This window comes from Nostoc sp. LEGE 06077, from assembly GCF_015207705.1.
In the GTDB taxonomy this organism is placed as follows: Bacteria; Cyanobacteriota; Cyanobacteriia; order Cyanobacteriales; family Nostocaceae; genus Nostoc_B.
The window spans coordinates 33,727-51,043 of the sequence record NZ_JADEWI010000002.1 but is presented as its reverse complement, the minus strand read 5'-3'; the positions used below and the strand labels follow the sequence as shown (position 1 = coordinate 51,043).

Genomic DNA, 17,317 nt, shown 5'->3' with positions numbered 1-17,317 from the left:
TTCTTTATGCAGTGACTTCTGCTTGCTTTTCTTTCGTTTGTAAGGATGCATAAAGTCGATTCAGCGCATTAACATAAGCTTGCGCTGAGGCAACTATGATGTCTGTGTTAGCTGCATGACCAGAAAATACTCTCGATTCATAGCGCAGACGAATTGTGACTTCCCCAATGGCATCAATCCCGCCGGTTACTGACTGCACAGAAAATTCAATTAACTGGTTAGGTACGTTTACTACACGGTTAATTGCTTTATAAACTGCATCAACAGGCCCAGTACCAATGGCTGCATCGGTTAATTCTTCACCATTGGGGGTACGGAGGGTGACTGTAGCGGTGGGACGGGCGTTGCTACCGCAAGAAACTTGCACCAATTCGACACGGAATAAATCGGGCGCTTGTTGAATTTCATCATTAACAATTGCTTCCAAATCCCAATCAGAAATTTCTTTCTTTTTGTCAGCAACTTCTTTAAATCTGACGAAGGCTTTGTTTAATTCAGTTTCTGATAATTCAAAGCCCAATTCTTTCAAGCGGGTGCGGAAAGCATTTCTCCCGGAATGTTTGCCCAAGACGATTTGATTGTCTGTTAACCCAATTAATTGGGCATCCATAATTTCGTAGGTAAGTTTATTTTTTAATACCCCATCTTGGTGGATGCCAGATTCATGGGCGAAGGCATTTGCGCCGACAATTGCTTTATTTGGTTGGACTAACATTCCTGTCAAACTCGAAACTTGACGGGAGGTTTTATAAATTTGTCGGGTGTCAATATTAGTTAATGGTTCTTCTGATTCAACCGGTCTTCCGAGGAAGGGGTTGAAGTATTGACGGCGGACGTGTAAGGCCATGACTAATTCTTCTAAGGCCGCATTACCTGCACGTTCACCAATACCATTGATGGTGCATTCTAATTGGCGTGCGCCATTTTTGACTGCTTCTAAGAAGTTAGCAACTGCTAAACCTAAATCGTTATGTCCGTGAACCGAGATAATTGCTTGATCAATGTTAGGTACATTTTCTCTAATGCCCTTAATTAATCCACCAAATTCGCTGGGAGTTGTATAACCAACGGTATCAGGAATATTAACTGTAGTTGCGCCAGCGGCGATCGCTCGTTCTAATACTTGATACAAAAATTCTGGATCGGAACGTCCCGCATCTTCCGGGGAAAATTCCACATCATCGGTAAAACTTTTGGCATAAGCGACCATTTCTTCCGCGATCGCTATGACTTCTGACTTGGTTTTTTTGAGTTTGTATTGCAGGTGAATATCAGAAGTAGCAATAAATGTATGAATTCTGCCCCGTGCTGCCCCTTTAATTGCTGCTGCGGCTGTTTTAATATCATCGTGTCTAGCTCTAGCTAAACTACAAATTACTGGGCCATCTTCTGTACCTACAGTTTGGGCAATTTTGCTAACTGCTTCAAAATCTCCTGGACTCGCAAAAGCGAAACCTGCTTCAATTATATCCACACCTAAGCGGGCTAATTGTTTGGCGATCGCCAGCTTTTCATCTATATTCAGCGTTGCGCCTGGACATTGTTCGCCATCTCGGAGTGTAGTATCAAAAATGATAATTCGCTCTGGTTTATTCATCTTTTTGGTTTTTGGTTTAGGTGTAGTTCTTTTATTTTAAATATTTGTAACCTTAGTTGTTTTACTCTGATTTTTGTAAATAATTATTGCTAAGGCACTTGACCATCTACTTTTTCTATTTGGTCTCTAATATCGTTTAAATCTATATATCTGTCCGTAGCATTACGCAGTTCTCTGGCAATCATTCCTTCTGTAGACACTACCGTAATATGTGTATTTTTAGATCGTAATAATTCAATAGCTCTTTCAAAATCCCCATCACCACTAAATAAAACTACCCGGTCATACTGGTCTACAGTATTAAACATATCTACAACAATTTCTATATCTAAATTAGCTTTTTGGGAATAGCGACCGGAAGTATCATCATAATATTCTTTGAGGATTTTCGTTCGGACTGTATATCCTAAACTGATGAGAGCATCTCGGAAACCTCGTTGATCTTGTGGGTCTTTTAAACCAGTGTACCAGAAGGCATTAATCAAAGTTGTTTCTGATTGCTCATGTTTGAAATATTCTAATACTCGCCGTGGGTCAAAAAACCAGCCATTTTTTTGTTGAGCATAGAACATATTATTTCCGTCTACAAAAATAGACAGACGATTCATAGGGGAACCCATAAAAATTTACACCTAATATATAGCAATGAATTTAGATTGAACAATAGATTATAGCAACTCTTAAATCATAAATTTGCTAATAGCTGGGAACTAGTTCCTCATGTATAGCCTTTATCTTACCTCTTTCAAAGCATAAATTTGACGCAAACATAAACCCAAGCTGCTGGGTGTTCGATAGTTTAACCTCTAACACTATATAAATAGGTCAGATGATTAAAATCTACCAATAAAGTTGACTGAGTAACAGCATTCTTAGTTATATAACTGTCAATTTTACTCCTAAAGAGGTAAGGCATAGGTCTGAAAGGAGGATATTGGCTGATGCTCATATATCAATAAAGTTGAGTTAAGTAAAGTTATCTGTTAAGGCAAATGTCGAAAGTAGAGGAAACTAGGAAGTGCAGGAGAGATTTCAAGTATATTAATCCACATATAGGTTTTACTGTTAACAACATGGTAGACTTTTTCACAAATGCGACCTTGACACAACAGGTTGAAGTCTTTTCCAATAAAGCTTCCTGGATCATAATTTCTAGGAGGCTCATATTGTGTCTCCAAACGTGAAAATCTCGCCGCAATCCAATGCAGAATGCCTAGATCCTGGCAAGAGGCGATTTTTAACTTAGAGTGGAAACCAAGAAACAAACAAAAAATTTTCTATTTCCTCCACCTTTATACTCTTACACTCTCAAACCAAGTTTCAGCGACATATTTAAAAAACCTCAGCCTGTTAGGTGGGAATTTTCTCAGTTTCAGTCGGGGAAAGGAGCAATTACTACTAAAATTTACTCAGCAAATCATTCAGCCTAGGTTGAGGTTGAAAGCCTCCCAAATTCAGGCTTGTTCAGCAAATTGTGCAGAGTCAGAGAAGATAGATTACAAATGTATAAGATTTTCATTTAAGTTTTATTTCAATATGTTTCTGGGAAAAACGAGACTCAAGACAGCAGATTTCCAGTGAGCGAAGTACATAATTTAATTTTTAGAGCTAGGTAGAAAGCCTATTCTCATTTTGAATTCTGACTTCTGAATTTTGCTGTAAATAAAGTTGTACGTAAACCAATTATTAACACGATATGGCAGAAGAACCTACATCTAGCTTCAGCAAAAAACAAGTCTCTACTGCCAATACAGCTTCTGGCAAACCGACAAAAGTAACTCTAACAGCATCACAGTCTAAGCTTGTGGTTCGCTTGAGTTATTTTTTGGCGGTTGCGTCCACAATCGGGGCAACATTGCTGACTGCTTCTGGTGTGGACTGGGTTAATTTGATGGAGAGTCAGATATTTTCGGCGTTTTTTCAACTGCGTGGAGCGATACCTTTGGCAACGTCTTCTCTTCAAGACGCTACGCGAACAACGAATCCAAGACCAGAAGATATCGTGATTGTAGCAATTGATGACCAGTCAATCTCACTTCCCGAACAGTACTATAAGTCAGACCCCCACCAGTATGCCTACCTAGAACCACTGAAATCTTTTCCATTTAAACGTGCTGCGTACGCACAAATTATCGAAAAGTTAGTGAAAGCCGGAGCAAAGTCGGTTGCTTTAGATGTAGTTTTCGACACACCCAGCAGCTATGGTAGTGAGGACGATCGCCAGTTGCAAGCTGTATTAAAAAAATATGGCAATAAAGTTACCTTAGCCGCACTTTACGAAAATTTTGCCAGCCATCAAGGTACATTCATCCAACTGACTCTACCCCAAGAGATGTTTCAAGTTGGAGGAGTTTCCATTGGTTCAGTAAATTTCCCTGTAGAAGTTGACGGTAAAGTTCACAAATTAGCCAGTGAGTTTCCCAAGCTATTAGCCGCTAATGGGATGTTGATGGAAAAAGTGCCTTCCTTTGATGAAGCTGTTTTAGGTGCAGCACAAATCAAATATCCCCAGCCAAAAGGCGATCGCCTTTATTTTTGGGGGCCGGCGGGAACATTTGATCCGATTCCCTTGTGGTATGTCCTCGATCCACAAAACTGGAGTAACTATTTGCAGCAAGGCAGAGTTTTTCAAGACAAGATAGTGATTATTGGCTCTACAGACAAGTTAAACAATGATTATCATCCCGTCGCGGCTGCTAACGTGTCTGAACGCATGGCTGGCGTAGAGATTCATGCCAATGCGATCGCCACTTTAATGCAGAATAAAGCGATCGCCCCAGCAATTTCTAGTTCAGCTTTGCAAGGATTGTTTGTGTTGGTTTTAGTTGGCGGTACAGTCTACAGTGTCAACAGAATCAAGCATAATTTCAAACGCTTTTTAGTCAGTTTTGCCGTAGCGAGCATTTGGGGAGGAATTAGCTATGTGTGCTTTATACATGGTCAGTTAATTTTCCCAACGGCGATACCAATGATCGCGATCGCCTTTAACGGACTGTCTTATCTGGGAATAGAAGTGGCTAGAGAAAAGTTGAGAACACGCCAATTAGTCACAATTTTTCAAAAATATAAAACCTCTCCGGTTGTCCAAGAAATTATCAGCCAACAAAACGACTTACAAGACTTACTCCAGAAAAGGGATTTAGCCGTATCAGGCAAAATCCTCGCCGGACGCTACAAAATTGTCAAAGTTCTCGGTTCAGGTGGATTTAGCGAAACTTACATTGCTGAAGATATGCACCGTCCTGGTTATCCACACTGCGTCGTCAAGCAACTAAAACCAGCCAACCCCCAATCCAAAGGTTTAGAACTTGCTAGGCGTTTATTTAACTCCGAAGCCGCAACTCTCGAAAGATTAGGAACTCACCCGCAAATTCCGCAATTACTGGCTTATTTTGAACAAGACAATGAATTTTATTTAGTTCAGGAATATGTAGTTGGTCATTCCTTGATTAAAGAATTACCGTCCGGTCAAGGTTTAGGAGAAAATATAGTCATCGGAATTATCCGAGAACTCTTACAAATCTTAGTCTTTGTTCACAAAAACGGTGTAATTCACCGAGATATTAAACCTAGTAATATCATCCGCCGCCATATAGATAACAAGCTGGTATTGATTGACTTTGGTGCAGTCAAAGAAGTATCAGCACCACAAATGGAAAATTCTGCACAAGCCCCTTTTACAATTGGCATTGGAACAAAAGGTTATGCACCTAGTGAACAATGTTTTGGTCGTCCACAATACAGCAGTGACATTTATGCGATCGGGATGATTGGCATTCGTGCCTTAACCGGGATTGCACCCCATGAAATGCTTAGAAATGAAAACGGCGAATGTCAATGGAGATATCAGGCAGTTGTTAGCGATTCCATCGCTGAGATTTTGGAAAAAATGGTGCTAGATGATTTTAAACAACGCTATCAATCAGCATCTGAGGTGTTAGCAATACTTGATGAGTTAGCTATTTATCAAGATATTGACACCTGGCCGCAAAATGATAATTCCGACTTACCTACTACACCTTGGTTAGGAGGTTCAGCAGAAACTTTGTAAGCTGCTAACAAGTTTGGAAATTTATCTTTCGCTGACATCCTCTGGTATTTGTCGCTTTTGTGATATTTTAGCATTTTTATAGCTGCAATTATTGATGAAGATTAATTCAGCAACAACTGCATTTCTTCGACATCTTTAATCATACCTAAATGTTCAAAAGTATCCATCGCTTCTCTAGCAAATTTATCAGATTGTTCCGCACTACCCCATTTTTTTTCCCATTTAGCCTGAGAGCGTTGGTAACGAGCTAAACGCCGCTTATTTTTGCTTCTTTGAGCGACAGTTACACCTTTAGTTAATAACTGTTGAGCGCCATCGCGATCGCCTTGATCAATTGCGATATCCGCCAGCCAATTTTGAGCCGAATTAATAACTCGATACCAGTTAATTTTCTTAGCACATTCCATCACTTCATGGAACAGATTTTTTGCTTCGGAATACTTATTCTCTTTGTGTAAGATAACTGCCCGATGATAAAGTACAGGAATGTAATAACGGATATGTTTCTGCTCAGGTAAATTCGCTTGAGTTACTAACTTCTGTTCTGTATCCAGCCATTTACGTGCTTCTACATAATTTTTTTGTCTGATTTTGAGCCTAGCGATATTTTCAGCTAAGTCAGCTTGATCGCATAAATCTGCATGGTCGCGTAACACCCATGCCCGTTGCAACATTTCTTCTGCTTCTTGAAGACTCTTCTCGGAACATTCCCGAATTAATAGCCAAGTTTTGCGGATGATGAATTTCACCATAAATGACCATTCACCCCGTCTTTCTGATTGTTCCACCAGCCATTGCCACCAGTCTAGGCGATCATCCCAATAAGCATAAAGATTCGCGTAGTGATTCAACAATAAACCTAAATGTCTCACTTCTTCATAATGGTCTTCATCTCTACACCAATAAAGTACAGCCCGTAAATTTACCTCTTCTACTTCTAGCCTTTCGTAATGTTTCGATTTTTCCCAATCTTCTCCAGCGTAACTATTAGCAAAATCTAAATACCACCTTACCCAACACCGCCGTGCTTCTCTAGCAAAATCTGGGTTAGCCGCCAACTCGGACAAAGCATACTCACGAGTCAGAGATAACATTTCATATCGCTTCGTCTCTGGATTTTGATTGACTAAAGAAAGTTGCTGCAAAAGTGCCAAGCCATCATTGATAGAATCAGGTGCATTTGTTAACCCAGCCACCTCAGCCACAGCCGCTTGAGTCGGAGAGTTGGGAAAAATCGCCAGCGACATCAGCAACTTGTGGGCTGGCTGTCCAGCAATTCCTTGCACAGATTGTTCAAAGCAAAAACGAGCCACATCACCACTAGCATTAGTTAGTTTTGCCAATACTGAACTCAGAGAATAACCACTCGATACTTGACCAAGGGCGTAGACAATTGCTAGAGGAATCCCACCAGTGCTTTTGTAGAGTAGCTGAGATTCTTGATCATTGATAGTTATACCTTTTTCTCCAGCTTGTTGCTGAATTAACTGCATCCCATCTTCTACGGTCAAATTTTGCAGGCTAATTGGTAGCAGTGCAATTCGCTCACGGGTAGTAATTACTACTTTGACACAAATCGGTAGATTATAAAGGAACTCAATCACTCCGCTTCTATCTTCTATCGTCTCCATATTGTCCACAATCAATAGTGTGCGCTGTCTAGAGAGAATTTGGCGTACACGGTCAGATTGATCATTGGGAGGAGATTGAATAATTGTCGGGTCGCCAAGTGCATTACCAATCTCTCGAAAAATTTCCCGCAGATTACGTTGTCCCTGCTGTCTTTGCAAAATTCCGTGGGGAATAAGTTCTTGTTGTTTTGCAGAAGTGAAAATAATCGCATCAAATTCAGGTGTAGCATTCAAATTTTCACGAATAGCTTTTAAGCATAGGTAAGCTGCTGCTAAAACTAATGCTGTTTTACCTACCCCACCAATACCATGCACCGTAATCATGTGAGCGCCATGATCTGGCAAAAGGCGTTCTAGCAATATTCTCATATCTGCCTCACGCCCAATGAATTCTGTGTAGGTTGGCGATGGCAGATTATTAATAATTGTGAAGCAATTTTTAGAAGATGGTTCTACACCTTTGCGATAACCATGTTTTTCTAAAATGTAAATTAGGTTACTTGCTCTTACAGTGTTGTCAGATTCTCCTGTCAAAGTTTCAATATCTCGATAAATATTGCTTAATCCGGCTCTGACAACAGCATTATTTTTATGTAAATCTTGACCAATCTTCTTTAAGCTGTGTCCATAAAGTAACCCTAATAATAGGTCTTTTTTAGTATTTTGCCTGTATCGATTTTTGGTTTTGGCTTCTAAGTCAGTCAGTAGACGGTCTATTTCCCAGTCTTTTGTCAGCTTTCGATGCCATGTTTTAGACAGATTCCAACTTTCTGACTGACCTGACATAAATATCACCCTATAACCCTGACAACAATGTCTTAATAGCCACATTGTATCGAAGAAAATTCAGAAGAATTAGCTACGGATATTTTTAGCAACATTGTCAAAACAAAAATATAACAAATCGCTAACAAATTTTTAACTATGTCACTAGCTGAATCACTGGGATTTAGTAGGGTAATTAGTAAGTTATCGATGTTGGTTAGTTAACAAAGTGGGGATATTCAGATATATTCTCATACACGAAAAAACTAACTTGACAATTCTTGTTACATCTTAATCAAAGGGAATTTTGCATGAAGAGAATATTGGAATCCTTAAGTCTTTTGCTTGGTATGAGACAAGATAGACTTTATTTTCCTCAAGAAAAACAAGTCTGTGTCTTTAATAAACGTCCGATACTTTACCGAGACTTTAGCCCCAAGTCTGTGCAGGAATCAATCAACGAGCTGCAAGAACTTTTAAAAGCTAAAGGTTTAGAGATAGAAATCACGGGTAAATTTGATTTACAGACTGATGCAGCAGTCAAAGAATTTCAGCAAGGCAATCATTTTGTCTCCGATGGAGTAGTTGGGCCGTTGACGTGGGCTTGTTTGTTATATCCCAAGCTTTACCGTGGTCAAAAAAAGAATTTAGCTGAATTGAGGGATGCAGTTGAAGAACTACAAAATATTCTCTATAAAGAAGAATTTTTGAAGAAACAACCCAACGGCTATTTTGATTGGGAAACCGAAAGGGCTGTTAAACGCTTTCAAAGAGTTTATGGATTAAAGACAGATGGTATTGTTGGGGCAGCGACTTGGGCTGTTTTATTAGGAATGCGACAAAAAATTGACAAAAGCTTTCCCCAGTTAGTTTATTTTCTGTCTCCTCAGTCTTGGTTTGTTTGGCAGCAATTTTTGATGATCTGCTTTATTTTATTGGGGATTTACTATAGCCCCATACCAGGAGAAGCACCACAAATGAATACAGCTTTAGCAACAGCTTATGGCTTAACTTGTATTGTGCCGTTTTTGATTGAGTGTTTACCACTAAAGCAGCCACAACCCAAGAAATTCCCACTCTTGGAATATGCCCCTTATGTATTAACTGGCTTTTTTTGGAAACCAATTGTGAATTTTTTAGGGATGTTGTTCAATTAATGAGGTTGGTAGACTACTTGCACAAATCTTGATGTTTACAGTTTGGAGCAAGAATTTTGATGCAAGAAGTCTATAAAATGATAGGCGATCGCCAGCTAATAAACCCCCAGAGGCGGGTTTATTTATAAAGTTATATCAATTCATAAAGGCGGGTGCGGGAATTGAACCCGCTAGTCCCCAGAGATGGTGGAGACGTTAACCGATAACCCTACATTCTTCGTCCCCGAAAGGCAAGTTGCGAATAAGGGATAACCCGCCAAGAAGTATGAAGGATGAAATTTCATCCTTCATGTTTTTTACAGTTCACCTGTCGCTAACATTTGGATGATGCGCGGTGTACCAGGGTCAAATCCTGCCAAATCCCAAGACAGTGGATCTTGAGGATCTACTAAGGTAATGCGGTAAGGTGTCAACGTGACGTATACAGCCTTAACATCTGGATTAACTTTTTTGCGGTACTCCTGCAACGCTTGAGAGGGATGTTGATAACCCGCCCAGCTTTCTGAGTCAGTCCAGAAGCAGACTACATCAGCTTTGAACTTATTTTTAATCATCCATTCGTAAGCGACAGAGGCATCTGTACCGCCGAAGTTTTGATTGCTGGCTTTACGCACCGCAGAACTAAAACTATCTTTAGCTGTGATATCTAAGTCCCGAAACTCGTTAGCAAAGCCGCGAATCATGTAGTTTTTCTCGGCTTTGGCTGTAACTAGTGCCATTGTGGTGGCAATTTCACAGCTGCTTAGTCCCATGTCTGCAACTAAGCTTCCCATCGAACCAGAAACGTCTACGGCGTGCATGAAAACTTTACCTGTGGGTTCCACCACATCAAAAGACAACTCAACGGCTTTTTCTAAGATGTCTACGATGCGAGGAACTGGAGTCCAAGTTTTCTTACTGCGTCCCAGTCTTCCCCCAGACTCGTAAGTTTTGAGGGCTTTCAAAACATCGATTGGGTGAATGCGACCTTTACGCAGATGTTCTTTGTTGTTGAGAACTGCTTCCACCCTTAGCAAGTTGGCGCTTTCGTCAGCACGCAACACACCCAGTTCCGTGAGTGAACCCAGGTTACGCAGCATTGCACCGATGGGCATTTCTTGAAATAGCAACTGCCAAGCTTGCTTATCCATATTGCCCACGGGTGCAGCCATTTCGTGGGTTAAGCGTCCTTGCAAAATGGCTTCGTGAGTTTGCCCAGGGTTGCGCTTTAGCCATTCATACCACCAAATCTGCGCCAAAGCTTGCGAGGGTACATCTGTCGGCAATTCCTCCCAACCTCTAACAACCCACTCAAATAACTGACGGTGATTTTCTGTAGGTGGTTTAACGTGGAACAACCGCAAAGCATCGCGGTGGGTGAAGCCTTGGCGTTGTTGATATTTCAACAGTTGGTAAGCTAAACCTTTGACATCTTCCCGTGATAGCCAAGTTTTCCCAGCTTCCCGCACAACTTTACCAAAACCCCGCAAAGATTTGGTGTAGTTCAACCATTCGTAAAAGTGGCTACCTGTGCGGACAACTTGGGGGAAGATTTCCGCAAAGGCTTGTTTGGCTTCTGGTTGTTCACCCATTGATAGCAACACTAAAGCAAGGATAGGTGCGCTGTTATTGATAGCTCGTCCATCGCTGGCATAGATAATTTCTTCTGCAACACGGCGGGGATTTTCGGCAACAGCTTGTTTGGCAACCGCTACAAAATCTTCTGTTAATTCTTGTTTACCAGCATAGTAGGTGCTTTGGGCTGTCCCAACCAAAAGACAACGCCGGAGCATTTTCCATAAACCAGCATCAAACATCCAGCCACCGGAACGTCCTTGAATCATCTCGGCTTCTCGTCCGGGGATGGGCTGATTTTGTGGGGTGGTTTTCTTGTTTTTAGTGAAAAAATTGTAGTTCATGATTTCATCTCCCGGCCCTTGCGGGCAAAAATCAAAGGTGGCAGGGCAGGACTCGAACCTGCGACATCCCGCGTGGAAGGCGATAACCCTCATTCTTCGGCCTTTGCAGGCAAGGGGTGAATAAGGATGTTTAGGCGCTCTACCGACTGAGCTACCTGCCACATGAAAAATTTTGGATTTGAGATTTTGGATTAAATCTCAAATTAGGTTTTGATGGTGGGATAGGATTTGAACCTACAACCCATGAATTAACAATAACCCTCGATTCTTCGGCCTTTTCAGACAAGTTTGTGAAATTAAGGATGTTCATTGCTCTATCAGATTGAGCTACCCACCAGATGATATTGTTTGTTTTGGGTGGCGGAGCAGGATTTGAACCTGCGACCTCTCGAACCCTAATCGATAACCCTCAATTCTTCGGCCTTTGCAGGCAAGGAGTGAATAAGGGTAAAGCGCTCTGCCACTGAGCTACCTGCCACATATAAGATTTTGGATTTTAGATTCAATCTCAAATTAAATTTGGTGTGGCAGGATAGGAATCGAACCTACAGCCCTCCCGATTATGAGTCGATAACCCTCATTCTTCGGCCTTTGCAGGCAAGGAGTGAACAAAGATGATTTTGGCGCTCTACCATTGAGCTACCTGCCACATAAGAATTGTTTTTTACTCAGCACTTTGGTTGGGTGTAGCGGAGCAGGATTTTCACCTGCACCTCCAGAATTTTTTCTCAAGGATGTTAAGTTATTTGCGATAACCCTCGATATGTCGGCCTTTACAGGCAAGGGGGGCGCTCTGGTATTTGAGCTATCCGCTACTGAGGCTAACTCCTTTGGGAAAATCAGCTTGTAACATTAATGTAGTATATGTAATTTTGAATGTCAAGGGGAAGAGAGGGATATATTTTTAAACGCAGAGGGGCGAGGAGGTTGAAGGAATTTGAGTAGGGAAATATTTCTTAATGTTTATGTAAAAATTTTGTTTTTGCTGGAGAGAGTTTGGGAGGGAAAATCTTTTTGCCTATTTTTGCCGAAAATCTAGATTGGTTGGGTGTTAAGTAGTTCAGATTAGCGATCGCACTTGAAGATTTTTCCGTAATTTTGCCAAACGATACAAAAACACGTCCCAATTTTTGCCAATATAATAAATTATTTCCCAAAAAATTCGCTTGGCAAAAATCGGCATGAGTGAAAAAACAATGGAAAGTAGCGGGAAGGGTTTTCTCGTTCTACTTTTGCCAATATCGTTTTTAATAATTTTCCTGGTTTCTACCTGGAGATTTTTGCTGGCGCTGGTTGTTTTGATTATTGGTTTCAATATCTGGCAACAATATCAATGGCAACAATGGTGTCAGCGAGTTAACCCGGTTTTCCATCAGTTAGTTCGGGAAAACCAGGGCAAAATTACACCAATGGATTTGGCAATTCGCGGTAGTTTTCCTGGCCCCACGGCAAAACGTTACCTCGATGGCAAAGCTTCAGAGTTTGGTGCAAGTATAGTCAATGCTGGTTCTGGCAGTGAAGTTTATTACTTTATTACAGCCAGTATTTTGGGTAATATTCTTGACAGTAGCGAGCCTGTCAAAACTCTGTCTGCTCAACCTGTCACAACAGCTGCGCGATCGCTTTTAGCGCCGCCAGTAGCTCAAGCAGTATCAGCAGAATTAGAACCAGAGGTTGAATTAGCACCCCCAGCAACTCATACAGAAGTTAAACCAAATTTAGCAAAACAGTTAATTTTTGGTTCGCTGATTCAATCGGAATTAGCGAAACGACTTAATGTTTATTCCAGCACTGTCTACAAGCGTCGCAATGATCCAGAGTTTCCCGAATGGACTCGCAGCCGCGATCCTGATGGTATAGCTTGGAGTTTCTCGGAAAAAACTAAGGAGTTCTTTCCCTTAGAAGAGTCATGAAGTATGAAGTGTGAAGTATGAAAGATAAATTTCATTCTTTGTCCTAGCAAGCTGCTACGCATCTATACTTTTCAGACTTCATACTTTAGCCTTCATACTTTTAATCCAATCGCTTCGGTGATGGAATTTAATTTGTTTTGCTCTAACTTAGATAGCAAACCATTCAAAATTCGGCTTACCATCATTGGGCCTTCATAAATCCAGCCTGTATAAACTTGAATTAGACTGGCTCCCGCAGTGATTTTTTCCCAAGCGTCTTCTGGGGAAAATATGCCACCAACCCCGATAATGGGAATTTGCCCTTGGGTTTGCTGCCAAATAAACTTAATTACTTCTGTGGAGCGATCGCGCAATGGCGCACCACTAATTCCGCCAGCTTCTTCTTGCGGTGGTTTACCAGTTGGGTGAATTACCTGGGTTTTCAGTCCATCACGGCGAATGGTGGTGTTTGTGGCGATGATTCCTGCGAGTTGGTAGGTTTTAGCCAAGCCAATAATGTCGGCGATCGCTTCCCATTCTAAATCTGGCGCTATCTTGACAAATACTGGTTTTTGTGGAGTGTTTTCTGTTTGTAGTACGTCCAAGATAGCACTGAGCATAGAGGCATCTTGGAGCGATCGCAATCCTGGTGTATTGGGTGAAGATACATTCACTACAAAATAATCGCCTAATTCTTTCAGCAAGCGAAAACTATTGAGATAATCTGCGGCGGCGGCTTCTAACGGGGTAATTTTGGATTTCCCTAGATTTATGCCGATGGGTATTGTGTGCGTAACATCTTTTTGTGCTGCTAACCTAGCGGCCATAACTGCTGCACCTTGATTATTAAAACCCATCCTGTTAAGAACAGCTTGATCTAAAGGTAAGCGAAATAACCGGGGTTGAGGATTTCCCGGTTGGGGGTGGAAAGTCACAGTTCCCAACTCAGCGAAACCAAAACCAAAGTTAGACCAAATTTTTGCGCCTACCCCATCCTTATCAAAACCCGCTGCTAAACCCAGGGGGTTAGGGAAATTTAGCCCAAATAAATTTTGTTCCAGACGGCGATCGCACACAGACAAAGACTGCTGTAAGCTTTGATTGACCAAGCCAGCCGGAGCATTATTTGTCTGTGATAACCAGTCTAAACTGCGAATAGCCTGATAATGTAGCCACTCTGCATCCGTTTTCAGTACGTTGAACAGTAGTGGACGAAGAGCAACTTGATAAATATCCATGTGAATCAGGGAATGGGGCGTGGTGAGTAGGGATGAGAGATGACAAAATGACCATTGACTCTTTACCCATAACTTTAATTTTGCCTAACCGCATATAACTTAGGCTGCTTTTCTGGGCATCTTATATATAAAAATCGATGTCAACGCAAAATCCAATGGGGCAGCCACAAAGACCAATAGCCGCCGAACAACCAATCATTGCTTTGGGACGTGTCCTCCAAACGATTAGGGAAGAGGATAATGTTGATGTTTTGATTGATACTACTATTTCTTATATTAGAGAACAGTTTGACTACAATCTGATTTGGATTGCTTTATATGACCTGCCAAAACATACATTAATTGGTAAAGGTGGTGTGGCACCTGATGGTGACAGCAAATTTTTACGCAAACAGGTAGCACTGAATCCTGGTGGACTTTTAGAACAGGTAGTCATTGAACAGCGTCCTTTGGGTGTGGCAGATTTGCGCCTGGAACCCCGCGCAGCGGAATGGCAAGAAATTGGCAAAAAATTTAATATTCAAGGAACTATTGTTTTACCTATTCGCTATAGAGACCGTTTTTTAGGTTTATTATTATTTGGTTCCGAACGTTGGGGATATTTGTTACCAGGGGATGCCAAAGCTCGTTTATTAATGGTATTAGGCGAACTGGGGGCAGCGCTTTATCAAAAGGAAGTGAATTTGCAGCAACAGCAAACGAAGCATCTTGATCAGCCAATCTTACACTTATTAGAAAATTTACGTACTCTCAATAACTTAGACCAAAAGCTCAAATCAGTTGTACAGACAACACATCAATTTGTCTCACCTAGCCGCACAAATATTTACTGGTTTGAGCGACAAGGGCGTTATTTTTGGTGTCGGATGAGTAATCAACTAGCCAATATCAATCGCCAGGACAGCAAACAGCAAATAGCAGCGGGGATGACAGTACAGGATTTAAGCGAATTTTATTATGCTTTATCCGTTAATCAAATTGTCTGGATTGGTGATGAGCGTAGTTCCCTAAAAAGTCATTTTACTGCCAAGGTATTACAACGCTTACAAGTGCGATCGCTGTTAGCCGCACCTATTCTTTGGCAAAAGGAACTACTGGGTTTTTTGGCGGTGGAGGCCAATGAACCGCGTATTTGGACAGAGGGGGACAAAAATTTTGTTCAAAGTGCCGCGGGGCTAATTTCTTTAGTTGCACCTACCGAAACTATGGACACTACCATTAAGCAAATTCAAGATGATGCTCAATTAACAAGCCAAGTTGCTCAAGCTATTTATAACGAAGATGATCTGCAAGTAACCTTACGCAACTGTGCAACTAAAGTGTTAACGCGCTTTGCTGCTACGCGCTTTTTCCTCTTACAGTACAACCCGAATCTGCATAGTTATCAAATTATTTTTCAAAGCCAACCACAAAATCGTCGTCCCTTAACATTTACCTTCAATGCGCTCAAAGATATGGATGAGCAGATGTTGAAGTCAGGCACAACGGCAGTAGAAGTGCAGAATATAGAAGAAGATTTGCGGTTTTTTAATTGGCGACCGCTGTTATTAGAACATGGTACGCGATCGCTGTTGGTTTGTAACTGTACTCAAGGTCATATACCCAGCGCACTTTTAGTCATTGCCCACGAAACGAATCGTAGTTGGGCCAGCTTAGAAAAGGAATTGTTATGGGCTGTCAGTCAACAAATTGGTGTAATTATCCGCCAGTGGCAACTACAATCTGATACGGAACAACAGCAGCAAATTCTCTCTAGTATGCAGCAATGCGTCCGTATTCTCCAAAAAGCCCAAAGCGCCACAACGGAGTCTGAAACAAAACATCTCGAACACACAGCCATAGAACAAATCGCCACTGTTCTCAATTCTCCTTTAGTCATGCTGTTATCGTGGTTGCCTGGAGATAATTTTGCGGAAATTATCCCAGGAGTGATTCAAGATAATCGGTTTGGGGTTGTGGCAGACCAACAAATCCCAATCCAAACTGAGGCTATCATTCAGTGGGCATTATCTAAAGATGATTATGTGTGTGTGTATGCCGATGATTTGCCACCAGAAACCAGAAAATGGTTAAATGGGCAAGGTATTGGTCAAGTTTTAGCGATCGCCCTCCGCACCGCTGCTGATTATGCACCCACAGGTGTATTATTAGTTGCAGATCGACGAGAACGACATTGGACACCACAAAGCCTTAATGCTACAGAAACTCTAGTGACACAATTAGCTTGGTCGCGTCGTCAGCAACAAATCACCAAACTACTAGAGTCCACAAACCAAGAATTGCGCCAACTCAATTGGTACAAACATCGTCGCCTAGAGGAAATTCAAAGAACAGCAACACAGTTATTAAGCCAAATTGAAGATGTAGGTATTCCCACCAATGAACTCACACAGACGCGATATAAACTATTACTGCGGCAATTAGATCATACAACAGCGGCCATGACTGCCCTAGTCAAACTTGAGCAGTGGCAATTACATCAGAGTTCGGAAACTATGCCCATCGCCACTTTGTTGAAGCGATCGCTCGAACGAGTCGATAATTTACTTAAACAACGTAAACTTTGGGCAGGGGTACATGGTTTAGGACAATCCGCGACAGATACAGATTCCGGTAACAGTGGGATATTTCTCAAAGGATTGCAACCATCTAGTTATCCATCATCATTAGCGATCGCTGGTGATATCGTCAAATTTGAATTAGTCCTGTATGAATTGTTGGTTGTCGCCTGTAACCGTTCTCAAAGTGGCGGTAGGATAGACATCTGGTGTCGCCGCTTAGAAGAAGGGTTGCTAGAACTTTCCATTACAGATAATGGCGTGATTGAACCGCACCTACTAGCAGCACTGCAAAATCAGACCCCCAAAGATATCCTAGTCACGTCATATCTTAACCAACCACCTGCTTTACACCTGCTTATTTGTCAACAGCTAATGCAGCAGTTAGGTGGAGAGTTACATTTTTATCAATTACCAGATCATCGGGTTGTTAGCCGCTTGTTATTACCTTTAGCTGTGTAGCGCTGTTAAGAATACTGAAGCTACGGGAACAATAAATGTATTAATTTCACAATCAAAATTCTGTACTG

The 17,317-nt window shown here is 41.5% G+C and carries 10 protein-coding genes and 4 tRNA genes; 5 read left to right on the top strand and 9 right to left on the bottom strand.

Going from position 1 to position 17,317, the window contains the following annotated elements:
- Nucleotides 1-4: 4 nt before the first annotated feature.
- Nucleotides 5-1,597 carry a 2-isopropylmalate synthase gene (locus tag IQ244_RS01695; protein WP_193889343.1) on the bottom strand — a complete coding sequence of 531 codons (1,593 nt, stop codon included), beginning with the start codon at nt 1,595-1,597 and terminating at the stop codon, nt 5-7.
- A gap of 89 nt (nt 1,598-1,686) precedes the next feature.
- On the bottom strand, nt 1,687-2,217 hold the full coding sequence (locus IQ244_RS01690) for an NYN domain-containing protein (RefSeq protein ID WP_015114631.1): 531 nt from the start codon (nt 2,215-2,217) through the stop codon (nt 1,687-1,689).
- 1,076 nt (nt 2,218-3,293) lie between these two features.
- Here IQ244_RS01690 and IQ244_RS01685 point away from each other — a divergent pair.
- Nucleotides 3,294-5,648, top strand: a complete 2,355-nt coding sequence (locus IQ244_RS01685) for a CHASE2 domain-containing protein (RefSeq protein ID WP_193889342.1) — start codon at nt 3,294-3,296, stop codon at nt 5,646-5,648.
- Between the two features lie 101 nt (nt 5,649-5,749).
- Here IQ244_RS01685 and IQ244_RS01680 read toward each other — a convergent pair whose 3' ends face one another.
- Nucleotides 5,750-8,065: an NB-ARC domain-containing protein gene (locus IQ244_RS01680; RefSeq protein WP_193889341.1), complete on the bottom strand. Its 2,316-nt coding sequence runs from the start codon at nt 8,063-8,065 to the stop codon at nt 5,750-5,752.
- Nucleotides 8,066-8,355: 290 nt separating this feature from the next.
- Here IQ244_RS01680 and IQ244_RS01675 point away from each other — a divergent pair, with 290 nt between their 5' ends.
- Nucleotides 8,356-9,201 (top strand): peptidoglycan-binding domain-containing protein, encoded by an 846-nt coding sequence (locus tag IQ244_RS01675; RefSeq protein ID WP_193889340.1) that lies wholly within the window; start codon nt 8,356-8,358, stop codon nt 9,199-9,201.
- Between the two features lie 296 nt (nt 9,202-9,497).
- On the opposite strand, the gene IQ244_RS01670 is transcribed toward IQ244_RS01675, so the two are convergent.
- The 5 genes from IQ244_RS01670 to IQ244_RS01650 form a co-directional block, all read right to left on the bottom strand.
- On the bottom strand, nt 9,498-11,099 hold the full coding sequence (locus IQ244_RS01670) for a TROVE domain-containing protein (protein WP_193889339.1): 1,602 nt from the start codon (nt 11,097-11,099) through the stop codon (nt 9,498-9,500).
- Between the two features lie 37 nt (nt 11,100-11,136).
- Nucleotides 11,137-11,260, bottom strand: a tRNA-OTHER gene (locus IQ244_RS01665).
- Nucleotides 11,261-11,312: 52 nt separating this feature from the next.
- Nucleotides 11,313-11,436: transfer RNA gene (locus IQ244_RS01660), tRNA-OTHER, on the bottom strand.
- A gap of 17 nt (nt 11,437-11,453) precedes the next feature.
- A tRNA-OTHER gene (locus IQ244_RS01655) sits at nt 11,454-11,577 on the bottom strand.
- Between the two features lie 42 nt (nt 11,578-11,619).
- Nucleotides 11,620-11,749, bottom strand: a tRNA-Met gene (locus IQ244_RS01650).
- Here IQ244_RS01650 and IQ244_RS01645 point away from each other — a divergent pair.
- Together IQ244_RS01645 and IQ244_RS01640 are read left to right on the top strand one after the other, a co-directional pair.
- On the top strand, nt 11,704-11,949 hold the full coding sequence (locus tag IQ244_RS01645) for a hypothetical protein (RefSeq protein ID WP_193889338.1): 246 nt from the start codon (nt 11,704-11,706) through the stop codon (nt 11,947-11,949). The genes IQ244_RS01650 and IQ244_RS01645 overlap by 46 nt on opposite strands.
- 331 nt (nt 11,950-12,280) lie before the next feature.
- Nucleotides 12,281-13,012, top strand: a complete 732-nt coding sequence (locus IQ244_RS01640) for a hypothetical protein (RefSeq protein WP_193889337.1) — start codon at nt 12,281-12,283, stop codon at nt 13,010-13,012.
- A gap of 92 nt (nt 13,013-13,104) precedes the next feature.
- Here IQ244_RS01640 and IQ244_RS01635 read toward each other — a convergent pair whose 3' ends face one another.
- Nucleotides 13,105-14,229, bottom strand: a complete 1,125-nt coding sequence (locus IQ244_RS01635; protein ID WP_193889336.1) for a quinone-dependent dihydroorotate dehydrogenase — start codon at nt 14,227-14,229, stop codon at nt 13,105-13,107.
- A gap of 155 nt (nt 14,230-14,384) precedes the next feature.
- On the opposite strand from IQ244_RS01635, the gene IQ244_RS01630 reads away from it, so the two are divergent.
- Entirely contained in the window at nt 14,385-17,249 is a 2,865-nt protein-coding gene (locus IQ244_RS01630) for a GAF domain-containing protein (RefSeq protein ID WP_193889335.1), read from the top strand.
- The last annotated feature ends 68 nt before the right edge of the window (nt 17,250-17,317 follow it).